General features: G+C 73.5%; 13 protein-coding genes, 1 pseudogene and 1 riboswitch. Of the genes and pseudogenes, 4 read left to right on the forward strand and 10 right to left on the reverse strand.

The genetic code is table 11. From position 1 onward, the window contains the following. Nucleotides 1-402: pseudogene (locus tag EW117_RS25785) on the forward strand (ABC transporter ATP-binding protein); the annotation flags it as partial. After that, the gene (gene cydC, locus EW117_RS25790) at nucleotides 399-2345 is read left to right on the forward strand and encodes a thiol reductant ABC exporter subunit CydC (protein ID WP_129789600.1); all 1947 of its coding nucleotides are present in this window, start codon (nucleotides 399-401) and stop codon (nucleotides 2343-2345) included. The pseudogene EW117_RS25785 and the gene cydC, both read left to right, overlap by 4 nt. Before the next feature lie 168 nt (nucleotides 2346-2513). On the opposite strand, the gene EW117_RS25795 is transcribed toward cydC, so the two are convergent. Then, on the reverse strand, nucleotides 2514-4088 hold the full coding sequence (locus EW117_RS25795; RefSeq protein ID WP_422891556.1) for a phytoene desaturase family protein: 1575 nt from the start codon (nucleotides 4086-4088) through the stop codon (nucleotides 2514-2516). Nucleotides 4089-4233: 145 nt separating this feature from the next. Then, nucleotides 4234-4385, forward strand: a riboswitch (cyclic di-AMP (ydaO/yuaA leader). Nucleotide 4386: 1 nt separating this feature from the next. On the opposite strand from EW117_RS25795, the gene EW117_RS25800 reads away from it, so the two are divergent. Together EW117_RS25800 and EW117_RS25805 are read left to right on the forward strand one after the other, a co-directional pair. Beyond that, on the forward strand, nucleotides 4387-5322 hold the full coding sequence (locus tag EW117_RS25800; protein WP_129789602.1) for a C40 family peptidase: 936 nt from the start codon (nucleotides 4387-4389) through the stop codon (nucleotides 5320-5322). A gap of 135 nt (nucleotides 5323-5457) precedes the next feature. Then, nucleotides 5458-6435, forward strand: coding sequence for an NAD(P)-dependent oxidoreductase (locus tag EW117_RS25805; protein WP_129789603.1), 978 nt, complete (start codon nucleotides 5458-5460; stop codon nucleotides 6433-6435). Between the two features lie 104 nt (nucleotides 6436-6539). Here the strand turns inward: EW117_RS25805 and EW117_RS25810 are convergent, their stop codons facing one another. The 9 genes from EW117_RS25810 to EW117_RS25850 form a co-directional block, all read right to left on the reverse strand. Beyond that, a complete protein-coding gene (locus EW117_RS25810) occupies nucleotides 6540-7616 on the reverse strand; it encodes a DNA-formamidopyrimidine glycosylase family protein (RefSeq protein WP_129789604.1) in 1077 nt (358 codons plus the stop codon). Continuing rightward, nucleotides 7609-8376, reverse strand: a complete 768-nt coding sequence (rnc, locus tag EW117_RS25815) for a ribonuclease III (protein ID WP_242504571.1) — start codon at nucleotides 8374-8376, stop codon at nucleotides 7609-7611. The genes EW117_RS25810 and rnc overlap by 8 nt, the downstream gene beginning before the upstream one ends. A gap of 1 nt (nucleotide 8377) precedes the next feature. Next, entirely contained in the window at nucleotides 8378-8572 is a 195-nt protein-coding gene (gene rpmF, locus EW117_RS25820; RefSeq protein ID WP_108495103.1) for a 50S ribosomal protein L32, read from the reverse strand. Nucleotides 8573-8574: 2 nt separating this feature from the next. Beyond that, nucleotides 8575-9132 (reverse strand): YceD family protein, encoded by a 558-nt coding sequence (locus EW117_RS25825; RefSeq protein ID WP_207212060.1) that lies wholly within the window; start codon nucleotides 9130-9132, stop codon nucleotides 8575-8577. Nucleotides 9133-9296: 164 nt separating this feature from the next. Further along, complete coding sequence (coaD, locus tag EW117_RS25830) at nucleotides 9297-9809, reverse strand: pantetheine-phosphate adenylyltransferase (RefSeq protein ID WP_129789605.1); 513 nt, start codon at nucleotides 9807-9809, stop codon at nucleotides 9297-9299. Continuing rightward, entirely contained in the window at nucleotides 9806-10426 is a 621-nt protein-coding gene (rsmD, locus tag EW117_RS25835) for a 16S rRNA (guanine(966)-N(2))-methyltransferase RsmD (protein WP_129789606.1), read from the reverse strand. The genes coaD and rsmD overlap by 4 nt, the downstream gene beginning before the upstream one ends. Before the next feature lie 95 nt (nucleotides 10427-10521). Further along, entirely contained in the window at nucleotides 10522-11499 is a 978-nt protein-coding gene (locus tag EW117_RS25840) for an endonuclease/exonuclease/phosphatase family protein (protein ID WP_129789607.1), read from the reverse strand. Between the two features lie 95 nt (nucleotides 11500-11594). Then, the gene (locus tag EW117_RS25845) at nucleotides 11595-13853 is read right to left on the reverse strand and encodes an ATP-dependent DNA helicase RecG (protein ID WP_129789608.1); all 2259 of its coding nucleotides are present in this window, start codon (nucleotides 13851-13853) and stop codon (nucleotides 11595-11597) included. After that, the gene (locus tag EW117_RS25850; RefSeq protein ID WP_129789609.1) at nucleotides 13850-15574 is read right to left on the reverse strand and encodes a DAK2 domain-containing protein; all 1725 of its coding nucleotides are present in this window, start codon (nucleotides 15572-15574) and stop codon (nucleotides 13850-13852) included. Before EW117_RS25850 ends, EW117_RS25845 begins: the two co-directional genes overlap by 4 nt. Nucleotides 15575-15613: the final 39 nt, after the last annotated feature.

The raw sequence follows: 15613 nt of genomic DNA on the forward strand, positions 1-15613 counted from the left end.
GATACTGACGGCGACGGCGCTCTTGCGCGGGCGGCGCGCCTGACAGGGCTGGACGCCGTCGTCGACTCGCTGCCCGAGGGCTGGGACACGCGCGTGGGACTCGGCGGTGTGGGGCTGTCCGTGGGGCAGCGCCAGCGCGTCGCGCTCACGTCCGCCCTGCTCGACGACGCCGCGGCCAAGCCCCTGGTGATCCTCGACGAACCGACCGCGCACCTCGACGCGCGAGGCGAGCAGGCGGTGCTCGACACCGTCCGGGCCTGGCGCGACGCCGGCCGGACCGTGCTGGTCGTCGCGCACCGGGCGTCCCTGCTCGGGCTCGCGGACCAGGTGATCGACGTCCGTGCCGCGGCGGACGACGGATCGATCCCCGTGGAACCTGCGGCTGCCCGGGAGGCGCGATGACCAGCGCGACGCAGCAGCTCGCCCGGGAGGCACGCCGCGATCCGCTGCGGCGCGTCCTGCCCCTGCTGGAGGTGCGCCCGGCCAAGGTGGCCGCCGCGATCGGGCTCGGCGTCCTGGCGCTGGCCTGCGCGATCGGCCTCGCCGCCGTCGCCGCCTGGCTCGTCGCGCGGGCGTCGCAGATGCCGCCGGTGCTCACCCTCTCCGTGGCCGTCGTGTCGGTGCGGGCCTTCGGGATCGGGCGCGGCGTGCTGCGCTACTGCGAGCGCCTGGCCTCGCACGACGTCGCCCTGCGGGGCATGGCGGCCCTGCGCGCCAACCTGTACGAGCGGCTCGCGGCCGACGACCGCCCGGTCACGGTGCGGCGGGGCGAGCTCCTGGCGCGGATCAGCCAGGACGTGGACGACGTCGGCGATGTGGTGGTCCGCGCGATCGTGCCCGCGGGTGTCGCCGTGGTGACATCGCTCGGCTCGGTGATCCTGCTGGGCGTGCTGCTGCCGGCCGCCGGGACAGCGCTGGCGTTCTGCCTGGTGCTGGCGGCGATCGTGACGCCGTGGCTCGCGGCGCGCGCGGCGGCCCGGACCGAGGCGCGGGGTGCCGCCGCCCGGGGCGAGGTGACCGCGCTTTCCCTGGAGATCCTGGAGGAGGCTGCGCCGCTGCGGGTCTCGGGCCGGTTCGGCGCGCGGCTGGCCGATCTCGACGCGGCGGACGCGCGCCTGTCCGCCGTCGCCGACGACGGCGCCCGCACCTCCGGGCTCGCCGCCGCGCTGGGGGCGCTGGCGCAGGGCCTCGCCGTGCTCGCGTCGCTCGCGCTCGGGATCCCGGCGGCGCTGTCGGGCTCGCTGTCCGTGGAGGCGCTGTCGGTGGTGGTGCTGACACCGCTGGCCGTGTTCGAGGCGACCGCCGGGCTGCCCGCGGCGGCGATCCAGCTGCACCGGTCGCGCGAGGCGGCGCGCCGGCTGCTGGACCTGCTGCCGCCGGAGGTGCCTGGCACTCCGCCACCCGCGTCCGGCGAGCTGTCAGACGCACAGGTCACCCGGGTGACCTCAGCGTCTGACACGTCCGGGGAGGCCGGCGCGCTGCTCGTGCTCGACGATGTCGCGGCCGGCTGGCCCGGCGCCGGCGGCGTGCCGCGCACCGCCGTCGAAGGGGTGTCGCTCGCGCTGCGGCCGGGGTCGGTCGTGGCGCTGGCCGGGCCGTCCGGCGTCGGGAAGACGACGCTGCTGATGACGGCGGGGCTGATCCCGCCGGTCGCGGGGACGGTGTCCGCCCGGTCGGCAGAGGGGCGGTCGGCGGAAGCGCGGTCGGCAGAAGGTCAGGGGGTCGGCATTCCGAGCTACCGATCTCCTGACGAACTGCCGACCGGCCGAACGGACGCGCTGTTCCTGGCCGAGGACGGGCACCTCTTCGACACCACCGTGCTGGAGAACCTGCGGGTCGCGCGCGGCGACGTCACGGCCGACGAGGCCCGGACCGCCCTCGGGGCCGTCGGGCTGGCGGCCTGGCTCGACGCGCTTCCCGAACGGCTGGACACCGTGGTCGGCACGGATGCGGCGGCGGTCTCGGGTGGCGAGCGGCGTCGGCTGCTGGTTGCCCGTGCGCTCCTGGCCCCGGCGCGGGTGCTGCTCGTGGACGAGCCGGCGGAGCACCTGGACGGCGAGACCGCCGACGCGCTGGTGCGCACCCTCGCGGCGCACGCCCGCGAGACGGGCCGGGCGGTGCTGCTGGCGACGCACCGCCTCACTCCGCTGGCGGCCGCGGACGAGGTGCTGCTCCTGGGGAACGGCACGCCCGCCACGATCGCGGCCGCGACGACGGGCGCCGTCCCTGCGACGGTCGTGGCCCGCGGCAGCCACGAGCACCTCCTCGCGACCGACCGTGCCTACGCCTGGTCAACTGCCCAGGAGGAGCGGTCGCCGGAAGATCCCCCCACAGACCCCAGCTGATCTGCCGACCGCAGACTTGGTCGCCGCCAATATCGGCAAGTGCAGATCTGGTTGCGGTTACTGGCCCTGTATCCGCTTCCAAGCCTGCAGTCAGCGAAGAGGGGCGCAGCCAAGTCTGCAGTCGGTGGCGCCGCGGGCCTGAGCCGGCAAGGGCCGACCGCCCGGGGCTCAGCCGGCCAGCACCGCCATCGCGGCCGCCCGCCCCGGGATCCCGCTCACTCCCCCGCCGCGCCGCGCCCCGGCACCCGCCAGCAGCACCCGCGGGTGGCTGGTCTCGACGCCCCAGCGCCCGGCGTCGTCGTCGGACTCGGCGAAGGGCCAGCTCAGGTCGCGGTGGAAGATATGGCCGCCCGGAAGCCCGACGTCGCCCTCCAGGTCGACGGGGGTGCGCGCCTCGAGGCAGGGCGCGCCGTCGGCGTCCAGTGCGAGGAAGTCCTCGATGGGCTCCGCCAGCACGGTGTTCAGCGATGCGAGCGTGGCCCGCAGCGCCTGCTCGCGGGCGCCGTCGGGGTCCGCGCGGAAGAGCCGGGCCGGCATGTGGAGCCCGAACAGGGTGATCGTCTGGGCCTCCGTCGGCGCGAGCGACGGGCCGAGGATCGTCCGGTCGGTCAGCGTGTGGCAGTAGATCTCGCTCGGCGGCAGATCGGGGATGCGCCCGGCGGCCGCCTGGGCGTGCGCGGCCTGGAGCTGGGTCAGGGACTCGTTGACGTGCAGAGTCCCGCTGAACGCGGCGACCGGGTCGACGCCGTCGCGCAGCCGGGGCAGGCGGGTCAGCAGCATGTTGACCTTGAGCTGGGCGCCTTCAGGGCCGGACGCCGGGGCGTCGACACCGAGCAGCCGCTCCAGCTCGGCCGGGGCGCATCCCGCGAGCACGTGCCCGGCCGTCACGCCCCGGGTGCGCCCGGCGGCGTCGGACCAGGTGACCTCCACACCCGAGGGTCCCGGGTCCACGGCGGTGACGATCGCGGAGGTGACGATCCTCGCGCCGGCGGCCACGGCGGCGTCGTGCAGGGCACCGGAGACCGCGCCCATGCCGCCCACCGGCACGTCCCAGTCACCGGTTCCATTGCCGATGACGTGGTAGAGGAAGCAGCGGTTCTGCCGCAGGGCCGGCTCGTCGACGTCGGCGAACGTGCCGATCAGGCCGTCGGTGGCGGCGACCCCGCGTACGACGTCGTCGGCGAAGGTGGCGCGTAGCACCTCGCCCAGGGGCTCCTCGAAGAGCGTGCGCCAGGCCGCCTCGCCCGCGCCGCCGACAACGAGGTCGCGGACCGTCGCGCGCGGGAGCAGGGGCTCGGTGAGCGTCGGCGCGAGCAGCCGGGCGACCTCGGCGGTCGTCGCGTAGAAGCGGCCCCAGGCCTCGAAGTCTGCGTCCGAGCCGGTGAGGCGCCGGAACGAGGCGCGCGTCGCGGCGTCGTCCTGCGTGTCGACGAGGAGGCCACCGTCACCCACCGGCGTGTACGAAGCCCAGCGCCGCCGCTTCAGTGTGATCGGCAGCCCGAGCTCCTCGACGATCCGGCGGGGCAGGAGCGAGACCAGGTACGAGTAGCGAGACAGGCGCGCGTCCACGCCCGCGAACGGCCGGGCCGAGACGGCGGCGCCGCCCACGTGGTCCGCACGTTCCAGGAGGAGGACGGACCGTCCCGCGCGGGCCGCGTAGGCCGCCGCCGTGAGGCCGTTGTGACCGCCGCCCACGACGACGACGTCGTACCGGGAACGCGTGGAATCGTCCATGCAGGTCATGGTGGCACGGGGAACTCATTGCCAGGAACGTTCCATCACAGGACGCTATGTGACCTAATCGTGACATTCGAGGGAAAGGCGGGTACGTTCATCTCACCTCGCCAGCAACGGTGAGGTCCAGGTCCGGACGCCGAGCCCTGTCACCGGACCTGAGCAGCTAGAACGTGACAGGGGCGGGGGAACCAGGTAAGCCGGGCACGCGAGTGTCCTTGGGGTGAAGCCTCTGACGAGGCCGGGTGAACTGAACTCCCCATCCGAACCCGACAGCTCACCTCGTAGGCGTCCGAGGAGATCACTGGTGACCGTACTCACCGACCGCACCCATGAGTGGGCGGACGACCAGGCAAACCGTCCCACCTATCGGGGCAGGCACCGCGCCGACGGCCCCGCACTCACCCCCTTCACCGCACTGAGCCAGACCGCAGCAGAGAATGCCGCCCGTACCGGCGCCATCGCGGTCGTCACGTCCGGCATGCTGGCGTCGGTCTTCGCCCAGACCGCCCACACCGCGCCCGCCGAGACGCACACGCAGGCCACACTGGCGAACGCCACGCCGGTCAGCAACACCGTCAGCAACACGGTTGACTCCAAGACCCGGGCCGGGTTCGCCGAGAACCTGGTGACCAAGGTCAAGGTCACGCAGAACGCCGAGTTCTGGGCCGAGCGCGGACGAGTGGCCGTGACGCCGTACGCCGAGACCGAAGAGGGCATCGCCGAGGCCAAGGCGAAGGCGGAGGCCGAGGCACGTGCCAAGGCGGAGGCCGAGGCGAAGGCCCGCGCCGAGGCAGAGGCAGCAGCTGCCGCGGAGGCCGCCGCCCAGGCGGCCGCCGAGGCCGAGGCGGCCGCGGAGGTCGAGGCGACCGCCGCCGTGGAGGAGGTCTCCGCGGAGGCCTCCGACCTCGGTCAGCAGGCCGTCAACCTCGCCCTCGAGTACGTCGGCGTGCCCTACGTGTGGGGCGGGGCCTCCCCCAGTGGCTTCGACTGCTCCGGGCTCATCCAGTACGTCTACGGCCAGCTCGGGCTCGACCTTCCGCACAGCTCCAGTGCGCTGTCGACCTCCGGGTACCAGGTCTCCGCCGCGGACGCCCAGCCGGGCGACATCGTCTGGACGCCGGGCCACGTCTCGCTCTACGCGGGCAACGGCATGGTCGTCGAGGCCTCGCAGGAGGGCGTCCCCGTGCGGTACACGGAGATGTGGCAGAGCAACCCGGTGTACGTCCGGGTGACGGGCTGACCCTCCCCGGTCGGTACCGCGAAGTAGAGCGCCTGTCCGGGTCTCCCTGGTGACTGTCAAGGGAGACCCGGACAGGCGCTCTACTTCGCGGTCTGCTTTCTTGTGGTCCGTGCCGGGTCCGGTAACGTCCCCGCCGTGAAGATCCTCGCACCGGACGTGCCCTTCGACCTCGACTTCCCGTCCCTGCTGCCCGACGGCGGGGCCTCCTTCGCGCCCGGCGGCACCGACACCGTCGTCGCCTACGCGATGAACGAGCCGGTCCCGGAGGAGCACACCGACGCCGAGATGCTGATCACCTGGTCCAACCCGCCCAGGCTCCTGGCCGACGCCGCCCAGCGGCTGACCCGGCTGCGCTGGGTGCAGACGCTGTCCGCCGGCCCGGACGTCGCGCTGCGCTCCGGGTTCGGGCCCGACGTCGTGATCTCCTCCGGCCAGTCCCTGCACGACGACACCGTCACCGAGCACGCCCTGGCCCTGATCCTCGCCTCCGTGCGCCGCATCGACGTCTCCCTGGCCGCGCAGCGCGAGCACCACTGGGCCAAGGAGATCGCGTTCGCCCAGGCGGACCCGGTCACCGGCCGCGAGTACACGCTCGACGGCGCGCGCGTGACCATCTGGGGCTTCGGCTCGATCGCCCTGCGGCTGGCTCCGCTGCTGACCGCGCTCGGCGCGCAGGTCACCGGCGTCGCCTCGCGTGCGGGCGAGCGTTCCGGCTATCCGGTGGTCGACGCCGACGGCCTGGACGCGCTGCTGGCCGAGACCGACCTGCTCATCTCGTTGCTGCCGGCCGTCCCGGCGACCCAGCACATCCTCGACGCCCGGCTGTTGAGCCTGCTGCCGCCGTCGGCGCGGTTCGTCAACGTCGGCCGGGGGGCGACCGTCGACGAGGCGGCTCTCGTGGACGCGCTGCGCTCCGGGCGGCTCGCCGGCGCGGCTCTGGACGTCATGGAGACCGAGCCGCTGCCTGAGAACTCGCCGCTCTGGGACGTCCCGAACCTGATCCTCACGCCGCACGTGGCGGGCGGGCGGCCGCGCGGCGCTGCGCGGTTCCTGGCGGAGCAGCTCACGGCCTGGCGCAAGGGCGCCGACCTCCGCAATGTAGCCGCAAGGTAGAACGGACTCGCCGAGGTTGAACCAGGGCGAGGTAGGACCCTGGCGAGGTAGAACTGCAGCGAAGTAGAACTCCGGCTGAGCTCGGGTCCTACCTCGCCACGGTTCTACCTCGGCGGGTTGGGGGTGCGGGGCGGGCGTTGGCAGACCGGGCAGGTGAACGAGGAGCGGTTCATGAACGCGTCGCGGCGTACCAATGCGCCGCAGCGGCGGCATTCCTCGTTCTCGCGGCCGTACACGGCGAGCGACCGGTCGAAGTACCCCGACTGCCCGTTCACGTTGACGTACAGCTCGTCGAAGCTCGTGCCGCCCTGGGCCAGCGCCTCTCGCATGACCTCCGCCGCCGAGTCCAGCACCCGCCGCACGTCCGCGACCTTGAGCTTGTCGGTCGCTCGCGCCCAGTGCGTCTTCGCGCGCCACAGCGCCTCGTCGGCGTAGATGTTGCCCACGCCCGACACGACCGTCTGGTCGAGGAGCGCCCGCTTGATCTGCGTCCGACGTCGGCGTACCCGCCGCACCAGATCGTCCAGGCCGAGGTTCGGGTCGAGCAGGTCGCGGGCGATGTGCGCCACCGGCTCCGGCAAGAGGGGCAGGTCCGAGCCGTGCCCGGCCGGGATGCCCGACGGCGGAGCGCTCGACGGCCCGGAGTTTGACCGCGCGAAGTTCGACGCCGGGGCGCGGTCGGGCACCAGGTCTTGGACGCTCAGGTGCCCGAACGTGCGCTGGTCCACGAAATCGAGGTACCGCGCCCCGGACGGCGCATCGTCCAGGTGCAGACGAACGCGAAGGTGCGGGTGCTGCCAGTCGTCCTCGCCGGACGCACCGCTCGTCGCCGTCACACCGAAGACCGCATCGTCCGAGGCCGCGCTCGGCGCCGTGACGTCCGGAGTCACGCCGCGCACGAGCAGCTGGCCCGACATGCCCAGGTGCGCCAGCAGCGCCGCCGCCGGCTCAACTGCTGTGGGTGCGGACCGGGCGGGGACGAGCGGCAGCCAGAGGAACTTGCCGCGGCGAGCTGCGGCGGTCAGCCGCCGTCCGGTGAGCTGGTCGCGGAACGAGCCCGGGCCGCCGTCGTGCCGCCGGACGCTGTAGTCGCGGAACACCTCGACATCGCGCACCACCGCGCCGACGACGAAGCGGTCGAGACCGTCCCGGACGGTCTCGACCTCGGGAAGCTCAGGCACCGGAGGCCGGCGCCTTGTCCGCCGTGTCGCCTTCGCCGGACTTGGGCAGCGGGAACTTCTTCAGGAGGGCCCGGTAGGTCTCCTCGGCCGCGCCCTGCTCGGCGTGCTTCTTCGCGCTGCCGGAGCCGGAGCCGTAGGTGACGCCGTCGATCACTACCGACGAGTGGAACACCCGCGCGTGCTCAGGGCCCTCGAACGTGGCGATGTACTCGGGCGAGCCGAGGCCACGCTCGGCCGAGGCCTCCTGCAGGGAGGTCTTCCAGTCGAGACCTGCGCCCAGGCCAGCGGCGACGTCGAGCGTCGAGTCCACGAGGCGGTGCACCAGCGCACGCGAGACCTCGAGGCCGTGCGACAGGTACGTGGCGCCGATCAGAGCCTCGACCGTGTCGGAGAGGATCGAGTCCTTCTCGAAGCCGCGCGTGCGGATCTCACCCTTGCCGAGCAGGACGTACTTACCCAGCCCGAGAGTGCGTGCGATCGCGGCGAGCGCACGCTGCGACACCGTCGCCGCACGCATGCGCGCCAGGTCGCCCTCCGAAAGGTCGGGATGCCGCCGGTACAGCGCCTCGGTGACCACCAGCCCCAGCACGGTGTCGCCCAGGAACTCCAGGCGCTCGTTCGTGGGGATCCCCCCGGCCTCGTGCGCGAACGACCGGTGAGTCAGTGCCAGCACAAGAAGCTCGGGGTCCAGATGGACCCCGAGCTTCTCGAGCAGCGCGGTAGGTTCCGGCCTCGCCGGCGACGTCCCGCCCTTGGCCACGTCAGCCCGCGTGAACGGTCTTCAGGGCGTCGCGGTAGGTGCGGCCCTTGTAGGTGCCGCACGTCGGGCACGCCGTGTGCGGCAGCTTGTTGCCCTGGCACTGCGGGCAGGTGGTGAGGGTCGCTGCGGTGGTCTTCCACTGCGAGCGACGCGCACGGGTGTTGCTGCGCGACATCTTGCGCTTCGGAACAGCCACGGCTAGCTCTCTTTCGTCTCGTCCGACACGCTCGTAGATTCGAGCATGCTCTGAAGCGCCGACCAACGAGGGTCGACTACGTCATGGTGATGACCGGGGTCGTCAGCCAGGCGCGCTCCGCACTCGGAGCACAGGCCCGGGCAGTCCTCCCGGCACAGCGGTTGAAATGGTAGTGCAGTCACGACCGAATCCCGAAGCGCAGGCTCCAGGTCGGCCATGTCATCGTCGTCCAGGACGGATTCTTCGTCCTCCACGTCGTCGTCCCCCGCCGCGGCCGAGGCCGCGGCCTTCTCGGGGTAGGCGAACAGCTCCGTGACGTCGACCGTGATCTCACGGGTGATGTCGTCGAGGCAGCGGCTGCACTCGCCCTTGGCCGTGCCGCGGACGGTGCCGGAGACCAGCACGCCCTCCATCACGGACTCGAGTCGAAGGTCCAGCTCCAGGTCAGAGCCTTCCGGGATACCGATCACGGCGGTGCCGAGGTCCGACGGCGCCTGCACGGTTGCCCGGTGCGTACGCGACGATCCGGCACGCCGAGACAGCTCGTGCGTGTCGAGCACGAGCGGCGAGTTCGGTTCGCGGGAAATAACAGACTCCGATGAGGGCAGTGTCCGGCAAGGACGAGGAAGGGGGTGGACCGGCGCAAAGACCTCACGCCACGGGCCAAAAAGCAATCCTACGACATCGAGCGGGCGTTACGCGCGCCCGTGCGGGGTGACAGGCCTCACGAGTCGGCGGCCGGCTGGCCCAGTGCGGCCCGCAGTGCCGCCGTGACCCCTGCCGGGACCAGGTCGTCGACCGGCCCCCCGTGCCGCACGATGTCCTTCACCAGCGACGACGCCACGTGGGCGTACTTTTGGTCGCCCGGCACGAAGATGGTCTCGACGCCCGACAGATGCCGGTTCATGAGCGCCATCGGCTGCTCGGCATCGAAGTCCCCGCCGCCGCGCAGACCCTTCACGACGGCGACCGCCCCGGCCTCCCGGCAAAAGTCCACCAGCAGCCCCGGCACTACCGCGACCCGCACGCGCGACAGCGCGGGATCGGCCTGCGCGCCGGAGTGCACAGCGGCCCGGACGAGCTCGGCACGCGTCTCCAGGTCGAGCAGGCCGGACTTGCCGGGGTTCTTCGCGATGCCGACCACTACGTCGTCGAACATGGTGGCGGCGCGCCGCACGATGTCGAGGTGGCCAAGAGTGATGGGGTCGAACGACCCGGGGCAGACGACGGTGGTCACGCGCCCACGCTATCCGACGCCTCGGGGCCCGCCGGCTCGGCGTAGTAGACCGCCGTCTCCCCGTAGTCCTTGCGGGCGAACGGGACCAGGCCCGCCGGCCAGGCCGGCTCGGGCGTGCGGGTCGAGCGCTCGACGACCACCACCGCGCCGTCGGCCAGGACGCCCGGCGCGGCCAGGTGCGTCAGGACGGCGGCGAGCGCGGCGCCGTCGAGGTCGTAGGGCGGGTCGAGGAAGACCAGGTCCAGCGCCGCCGTCGTCGTGCCGGGGACGGCAGGGCGCGCCCCCGCGCCCGCCAGGGACGCCGCGTACCGCTCGGCGGTCTCCGTGGTGACGCGCACCCCCGTCAGTCCCAAAGCGGCGACGTTCCGGCGCGCGACGTCGGTGGCGGCGCGCGCGCTGTCCACGAGGGTCACCGACACCGCGCCGCGGCTGGCGGCCTCCAGCCCGAGCGCGCCCGAGCCGGCGTAGAGGTCGAGCACGCGGGCGCCGTCGAGCACGTCGAGGTGCTCCAGACGGGAGAAGATCGCCTCGCGGACGCGGTCGCTGGTGGGCCGGGTGCCCTTGCCCGGCACGGCAATGGTGCGCCCGCCGAGCACCCCGGCCACGATCCTGGTCACCCGCCGACCCTAACCCGCCGCGTCGAGTGCTGGATATTCGCCCCCGATCGGCCCGCAAGAGGGCGAAAGGCCAGTACTCAACGGGGTGTGTGGGGTTACTGCCAGGGGGTTTCTATATGGGCTATCAACGGGAGGTGGTCGCTGCCGGTGGCGGGCAGGGCGCGCACTTCGGTCACGGTGGCACCGCGGGCCAGCACGTGGTCGATCTGGACGACCGGGAACGGCTCCGGGTAGGTGAACTCGAAGCCGGTGGTCGGCGCGGTGACGAGGTTGGTCAGCGGGGCGATGGCGTCGTCGGCGAGGACGGCGTTCAGGTCCCCCGCGACGACGACCGCCTCGTTCTTCTCGGCGTTGACGGCGTCCGCCAACTGCAGTGCACTCGCGTTGCGCAGCTCCGTCTCGAACCCGCCGCTCCCGAACCGGACGGACGGGAGGTGCGCCGCGAACAGCGTGACGGCCGCTCCCTCGCGCTGGATCACCACGCGCAGGCAGCGGTCCCAGGTGGCGTCGATGCCCTCCGGCCGGATGTCGACCGCCTTGGGGCCCTTGAGCGGGTACCGCGACCAGATGCCGACGGTGCCCTGAGTCTCGTGGTGGGGCAGGACCTCGTCGAACGCCTGCGTGTACTGCTCGGCGGTCGCCTCCGACACCTCGGTGAGCGTCACGACGTCCGGCTCGGCGGCGAGGAGCACCTCAGCGGTGCCCGCGATATCGGTGTTCGTGTCGCTGGCGTTGTGCTGCACCACGGTCAGATCGCCGGGCGCCGGGTCCGCCGGGCGCACCTGCGGCAGGAAGACCCAGATCCACGCCGCGAGCGGCAGCAGGACGGCGAGGACCGCGAGCGCGGACCGCCGCAGCAGTGCGGCGAGGATGCCGAGCGGGACGGCGAGCCCGAGCCATGGCAGGAACGACTGGACGAGGCTGCCGAGGTTTCCCCAGCGGTTCGGCACGAAATCATGGGCGACGAGCAATGCGGCGACCACGACGGAGCCGAGCGCCAGCAGCCTCCCGCGCTGCCATGCAGTTTTTGCCGGCGCATCGGTATGGATCGCGTGTCTCGCGTCGACCGTCATCGGCGGGGACTCTATCGGTTGTGCGTTTCGCACGTAAGGAGTAGGTCATCTCTTTCACCCCGCGGATTTCACCCTGCCAAACCTGGCGGAGTCCCTCACGCTCGTTCCAGGAACTCCTCCTGGTCCTCGTCGAGCTGCGCCCGGATCGCCTTCGCGAGCTCCGGGAACTCAGTAAGGTCGGGCGACGCACGCACGACGTCGACGGCCGCTGTGCGGGCCTCCTCGATGAGGCCGGCGTCCTTGACGACGCGCAGCAGGCGCAGCGAGCTCGTCCTGCCGGACTGCGCGGCGCCGAGCACGTCGCCCTCGCTGCGCAGCTCCAGGTCCAGGTTGGCGAGCTTGAAGCCGTCGGTGGTCTGGGTCATGGCCTCGAGGCGGGCGAAGGCGGGGGTGCCGGGCTCTGCGTCGGACACCAGGAGGCACAGGCCCGGGTCGGTGCCGCGGCCCACGCGCCCGCGCAGCTGGTGCAGCTGGGAGATACCGAACCGGTCGGCGTCGAAGATCACCATCGCGGTGGCCTCGGGGACGTCCACACCCACCTCGACCACCGTCGTCGAGACCAGCACCGGTGCCTCGCCGGAGGCGAAGCGGCTCATTGCCGACTCCTTCTGGTCGGGCGGCATCTGGCCGTGCAGCACCCCGATCTCGATGCCCGCCAGCTCGGGCCGCGAGCGCAGCTCCTCGACCACCTCGAGCACGGCGCGCAGCGGCGGTCGTTCGGCGCCCTCGGCGCCCGGACCCGCCTGGTCCAAGAACTCCGGGACGTCGTCGAAGTCCTTGGCCGCCGTCTTGGTCTCCTCGTCCGGGTGGATCCGGGCGCAGACGACGTAGGCGCGGCGGCCGGCGTCGACCTCCTCGCGGACGCGGGCCCAGGTGCGGTCCGTCCAGCGGGTGTTCCCCGCGGGGACGGCGACCGTGGTGATGCCCGCGCGCCCGGCCGGCACCTCCGTCAGAGACGACGTCTCCAGGTCACCGAAGACCGTCATCGCCACCGTCCGCGGGATAGGTGTGGCCGTCATGACCAGCAGGTGCGGCGACACGCGGCCCTTGGCGCGCAGGGCGTCCCGCTGCTCGACGCCGAACCGGTGCTGCTCGTCCACGACGACGAGCCCGAGGTCGGCGAACTGCACCTGCTCGGACAGCAGGGCGTGCGTGCCGACCACGATCCCGGCCTCGCCGCTCGCCGCCTGCAACAGGGCCTCCTTGCGGGCCTTCGCCCCGAGCGATCCGGTCAGCAGCGCCACCCGGGTGCTCGCGCCGGTGCGCTCGGCCCCGAACAGCGTGCCGGCGTCGGCCAGCCGGCCCAGCAGGGCGCGCAGCGTCCGGGCGTGCTGCGCGGCGAGCACCTCGGTGGGCGCGAGCAGCGCGGCCTGTCCGCCGGCGTCGACCACCTGGAGCATGGCGCGCAGCGCGACCACCGTCTTGCCGCTGCCGACCTCGCCCTGCAGGAGCCGGTGCATCGGGCGCGGGCTGGCGAGCTCGGCGGCTATCTCCTCGCCCACCTCGCGCTGGCCGTCGGTGAGCACGAACGGGAGGGAGGCGTCGAAGTCCGCGAGGAGGCTCGGCTTCCCCGCGGGGAGCGGCGGACGGGCGGTGGCGTCCTCGGCGGCGGTGCGGGCCCGGCGCTGGGCGAGGGCCGCCTGCAGCACGAACGCCTCCTCGAACCGCATCCGGTGCCGGGCGCGGTAGGCCTCCTCCAGCGTCGCCGGCCGGTGCAGGCTGCGCAGTGCGGCGGCTCGTGCGGGCAGGCCCTGGCGTTGCCCCACCTCGTCGGGCACCGGGTCGGGCACGTCGTCGTCGGTCAGCGTGTCGAGCACGACGCGCAGCGCGCCCTGGATCTTCCAGCTCGGGATGCCGGCGGCGGCCGGGTAGATGGGGATGGGCTTGGTCGCGTGCTCCAGCAGCGCCTCGTCGCTGTCGAGGTCGGACTCCTCCCCCATCAGCGTGAAGTCCGGGTGCGTGAGCTGCCGGGTGCCCCTGTACAGGCCGACGGTCCCCGTGAACAGGCCCTTCGCCCCCGGGACCAGGCGCTTCTCGTGGTTGTAGAGCGAGCCGCGGTGCTTGCCGAAGAAGGTGAGCGACAGCCGGCTCTTCCCGTCCGTGACGACCACCTCCATGAGCGCGCCCTTGCGGTTGCGCATCGGCCGGACCGTCGCCTGCTCCACCCGGGCCAGGATCGTCACGTGCTCGCCCACCTGGAGCGCCGCAATGTCCGACAGTGCGCCCGGGTCGGCATACCGGCGCGGATAGTGGCCGAGCAGGTCGCCCACGGTCGCCAGTCCGAGCTTGCCCAGGGCGGTGGCCGTCCGCTTGTCGAAGGCCCGCTCCAGCCGTTCGTCCGCCCGCGTCGTCATGCGTCGCCCTCCTCCGTGCCGAGCTGCACCCCGTCACCCGGGCGGCCCGTCGCCAGGACGACGAGCTCCGCGTCCGGCGCGCGTTCGGCGAGCACGGCGGCGAGCCGGTCGGGCAGGCCCTCGGGGGCGTCTGCGTCGAGGAGCGCCGTCGCCACGGTGGTCCCGGTGCCCGCGGCCTCGCGCAGGACGTCGACCGCGGCGGCGCCTCGCGTGGCCACCACCGTCAGCACGGCGAGCGCCTCGCGCACCGTCGCGTGCGCGTCGACGCCGTGCGGGCCGCCGCCGTCCGGCAGGCCGATCGGTAGCAGCGTGCCGAGGGCGGCGAGCGCCACGACGGCGTGCAGGTCGGTGGGTGTCGGCACGGCGACCACCTCGTCGACGTCGAGGTGGGCCTCGGCCCCGGCTGCCTCGTCGGGCACGCCGAGGAGCAGCACCCGGCGCGCTCCGGTCGATGCGGCGGCGCGGCCGACGTCGTCAGGGGTCAACCCCTCCACCGTGGCGCCGACCCCACCCGTGAGGAGCACGACGGCGCCCGCGTGCGCGAGCTCCGCCGCCAGGCCGGGGGCCGACGTCGCGGCCACCACCCCCCACTCGTGCTGGCCGACGGCGGCCAGGTGTCGCACGTGCACCTGCGCCAGGGCGCCGGTACGCGCGGCCCGTGCCGCGATGGCGAGCGCCTGGTCGAGGTGGTCGGTGTGGACGTGCGCCTGCCAGACGGCGGTCCCGGTGCCGGCGTCCCCGCCGACCACGACCACCGAGTCGCCCACCTCGCCGAGCGCGGCACGCAGCTCGGCCGCGACCGTCTCCGACGCCGCCTCGGCGGGTCCGGTGAGCACGAACATGAGCTCGAGGGCGCCCGCGTCGGCGTCGGCGCCGTGCGGTTCGATGCCGGGCGCGTCGGTCACCGGCGGCGGCGCGCCGGCGTCGAGCAGCTGGTCCAGGTTCACGGTGTCCATGGTGCCGTCCACCACTGACACTCCGCCGACCTCCGAGCCGGTCGCCAGGTCGCCCGATCCGTCCGCCCCCAGGGCTGCGGCGCCGGACACGGCGACGACCAGCGCGTCGAGCACGAGCACCAGCCCCAGTGCTCCGGCGTCGAGCACGCCCGCCGCGCGCAGGACGTCGAGCTCGTCCCGGCTCGCCCGTGCGGCCGCCCGCGCAGCGGCCGCGGCGGCGGTCACGGTCTCCAGTGGCCCTGCGCCGTCAACGGCTACGTCCAGCCCGGCCCTGCTCTCGACCGCACGCGCGGCGGCAGCGGCAGCGTCGGCAGCGGTGAGGATGGTGCCCTCGGCAGGCTGGGCCACCGCGGATCTGGCCGACGTCGCCGCCCGCGTGAGCAGGTCCGCCGTACCGCCGCCGCGTCGGGCCGCGACCGCCAGCCCGCGCAGCCATTCGCTGAGGATCACGCCGGAGTTGCCGCGCGCGCCCAGGAGGGCCGCCCGGGCGAGGATCGCCAGCAGCCGCGGCCCCGGCGTGTCCGCCGGCGCACCGGCGACCGCCCGGTCGCCCTCGCGGAGCGTGAGGTAGAGATTGGTGCCGGTGTCGGCGTCGGCCACGGGGAAGACGTTGATTCGGTCGATCGCGCCGCGCTCGCGCCGCAGGGCCGCCGTCGCGCCGCGGGTCCAGGCACGCACGAGCCCCGGGTCCTCGAGGCGGACGCCGGACGGGAACGGCTCCGGACCAGAATCAGCCGCCCGGTTACCGCTGTCGACGTCGGTCACGCTCTGCCCTCCTGGACGTGGCACTGCAAGGACCCGGGC

Origin of the sequence: Promicromonospora panici (assembly GCF_900608595.1) — a bacterium.
Lineage (GTDB): Bacteria > Actinomycetota > Actinomycetes > Actinomycetales > Cellulomonadaceae > Promicromonospora > Promicromonospora panici.

Excerpts from the sequence above, each read along its gene's own strand:
- cydC (WP_129789600.1), top strand. The coding sequence starts at position 399 with ATGACCAGCGCGACGCAGCAGCTCGCCCGGGAGGCACGCCGCGATCCG.
- EW117_RS25795 (WP_422891556.1), bottom strand. The coding sequence starts at position 4,088 with ATGACCTGCATGGACGATTCCACGCGTTCCCGGTACGACGTCGTCGTC.
- EW117_RS25840 (WP_129789607.1), bottom strand. The coding sequence starts at position 11,499 with ATGACGGTCGACGCGAGACACGCGATCCATACCGATGCGCCGGCAAAA.
- EW117_RS25845 (WP_129789608.1), bottom strand. The coding sequence starts at position 13,853 with ATGACGACGCGGGCGGACGAACGGCTGGAGCGGGCCTTCGACAAGCGG.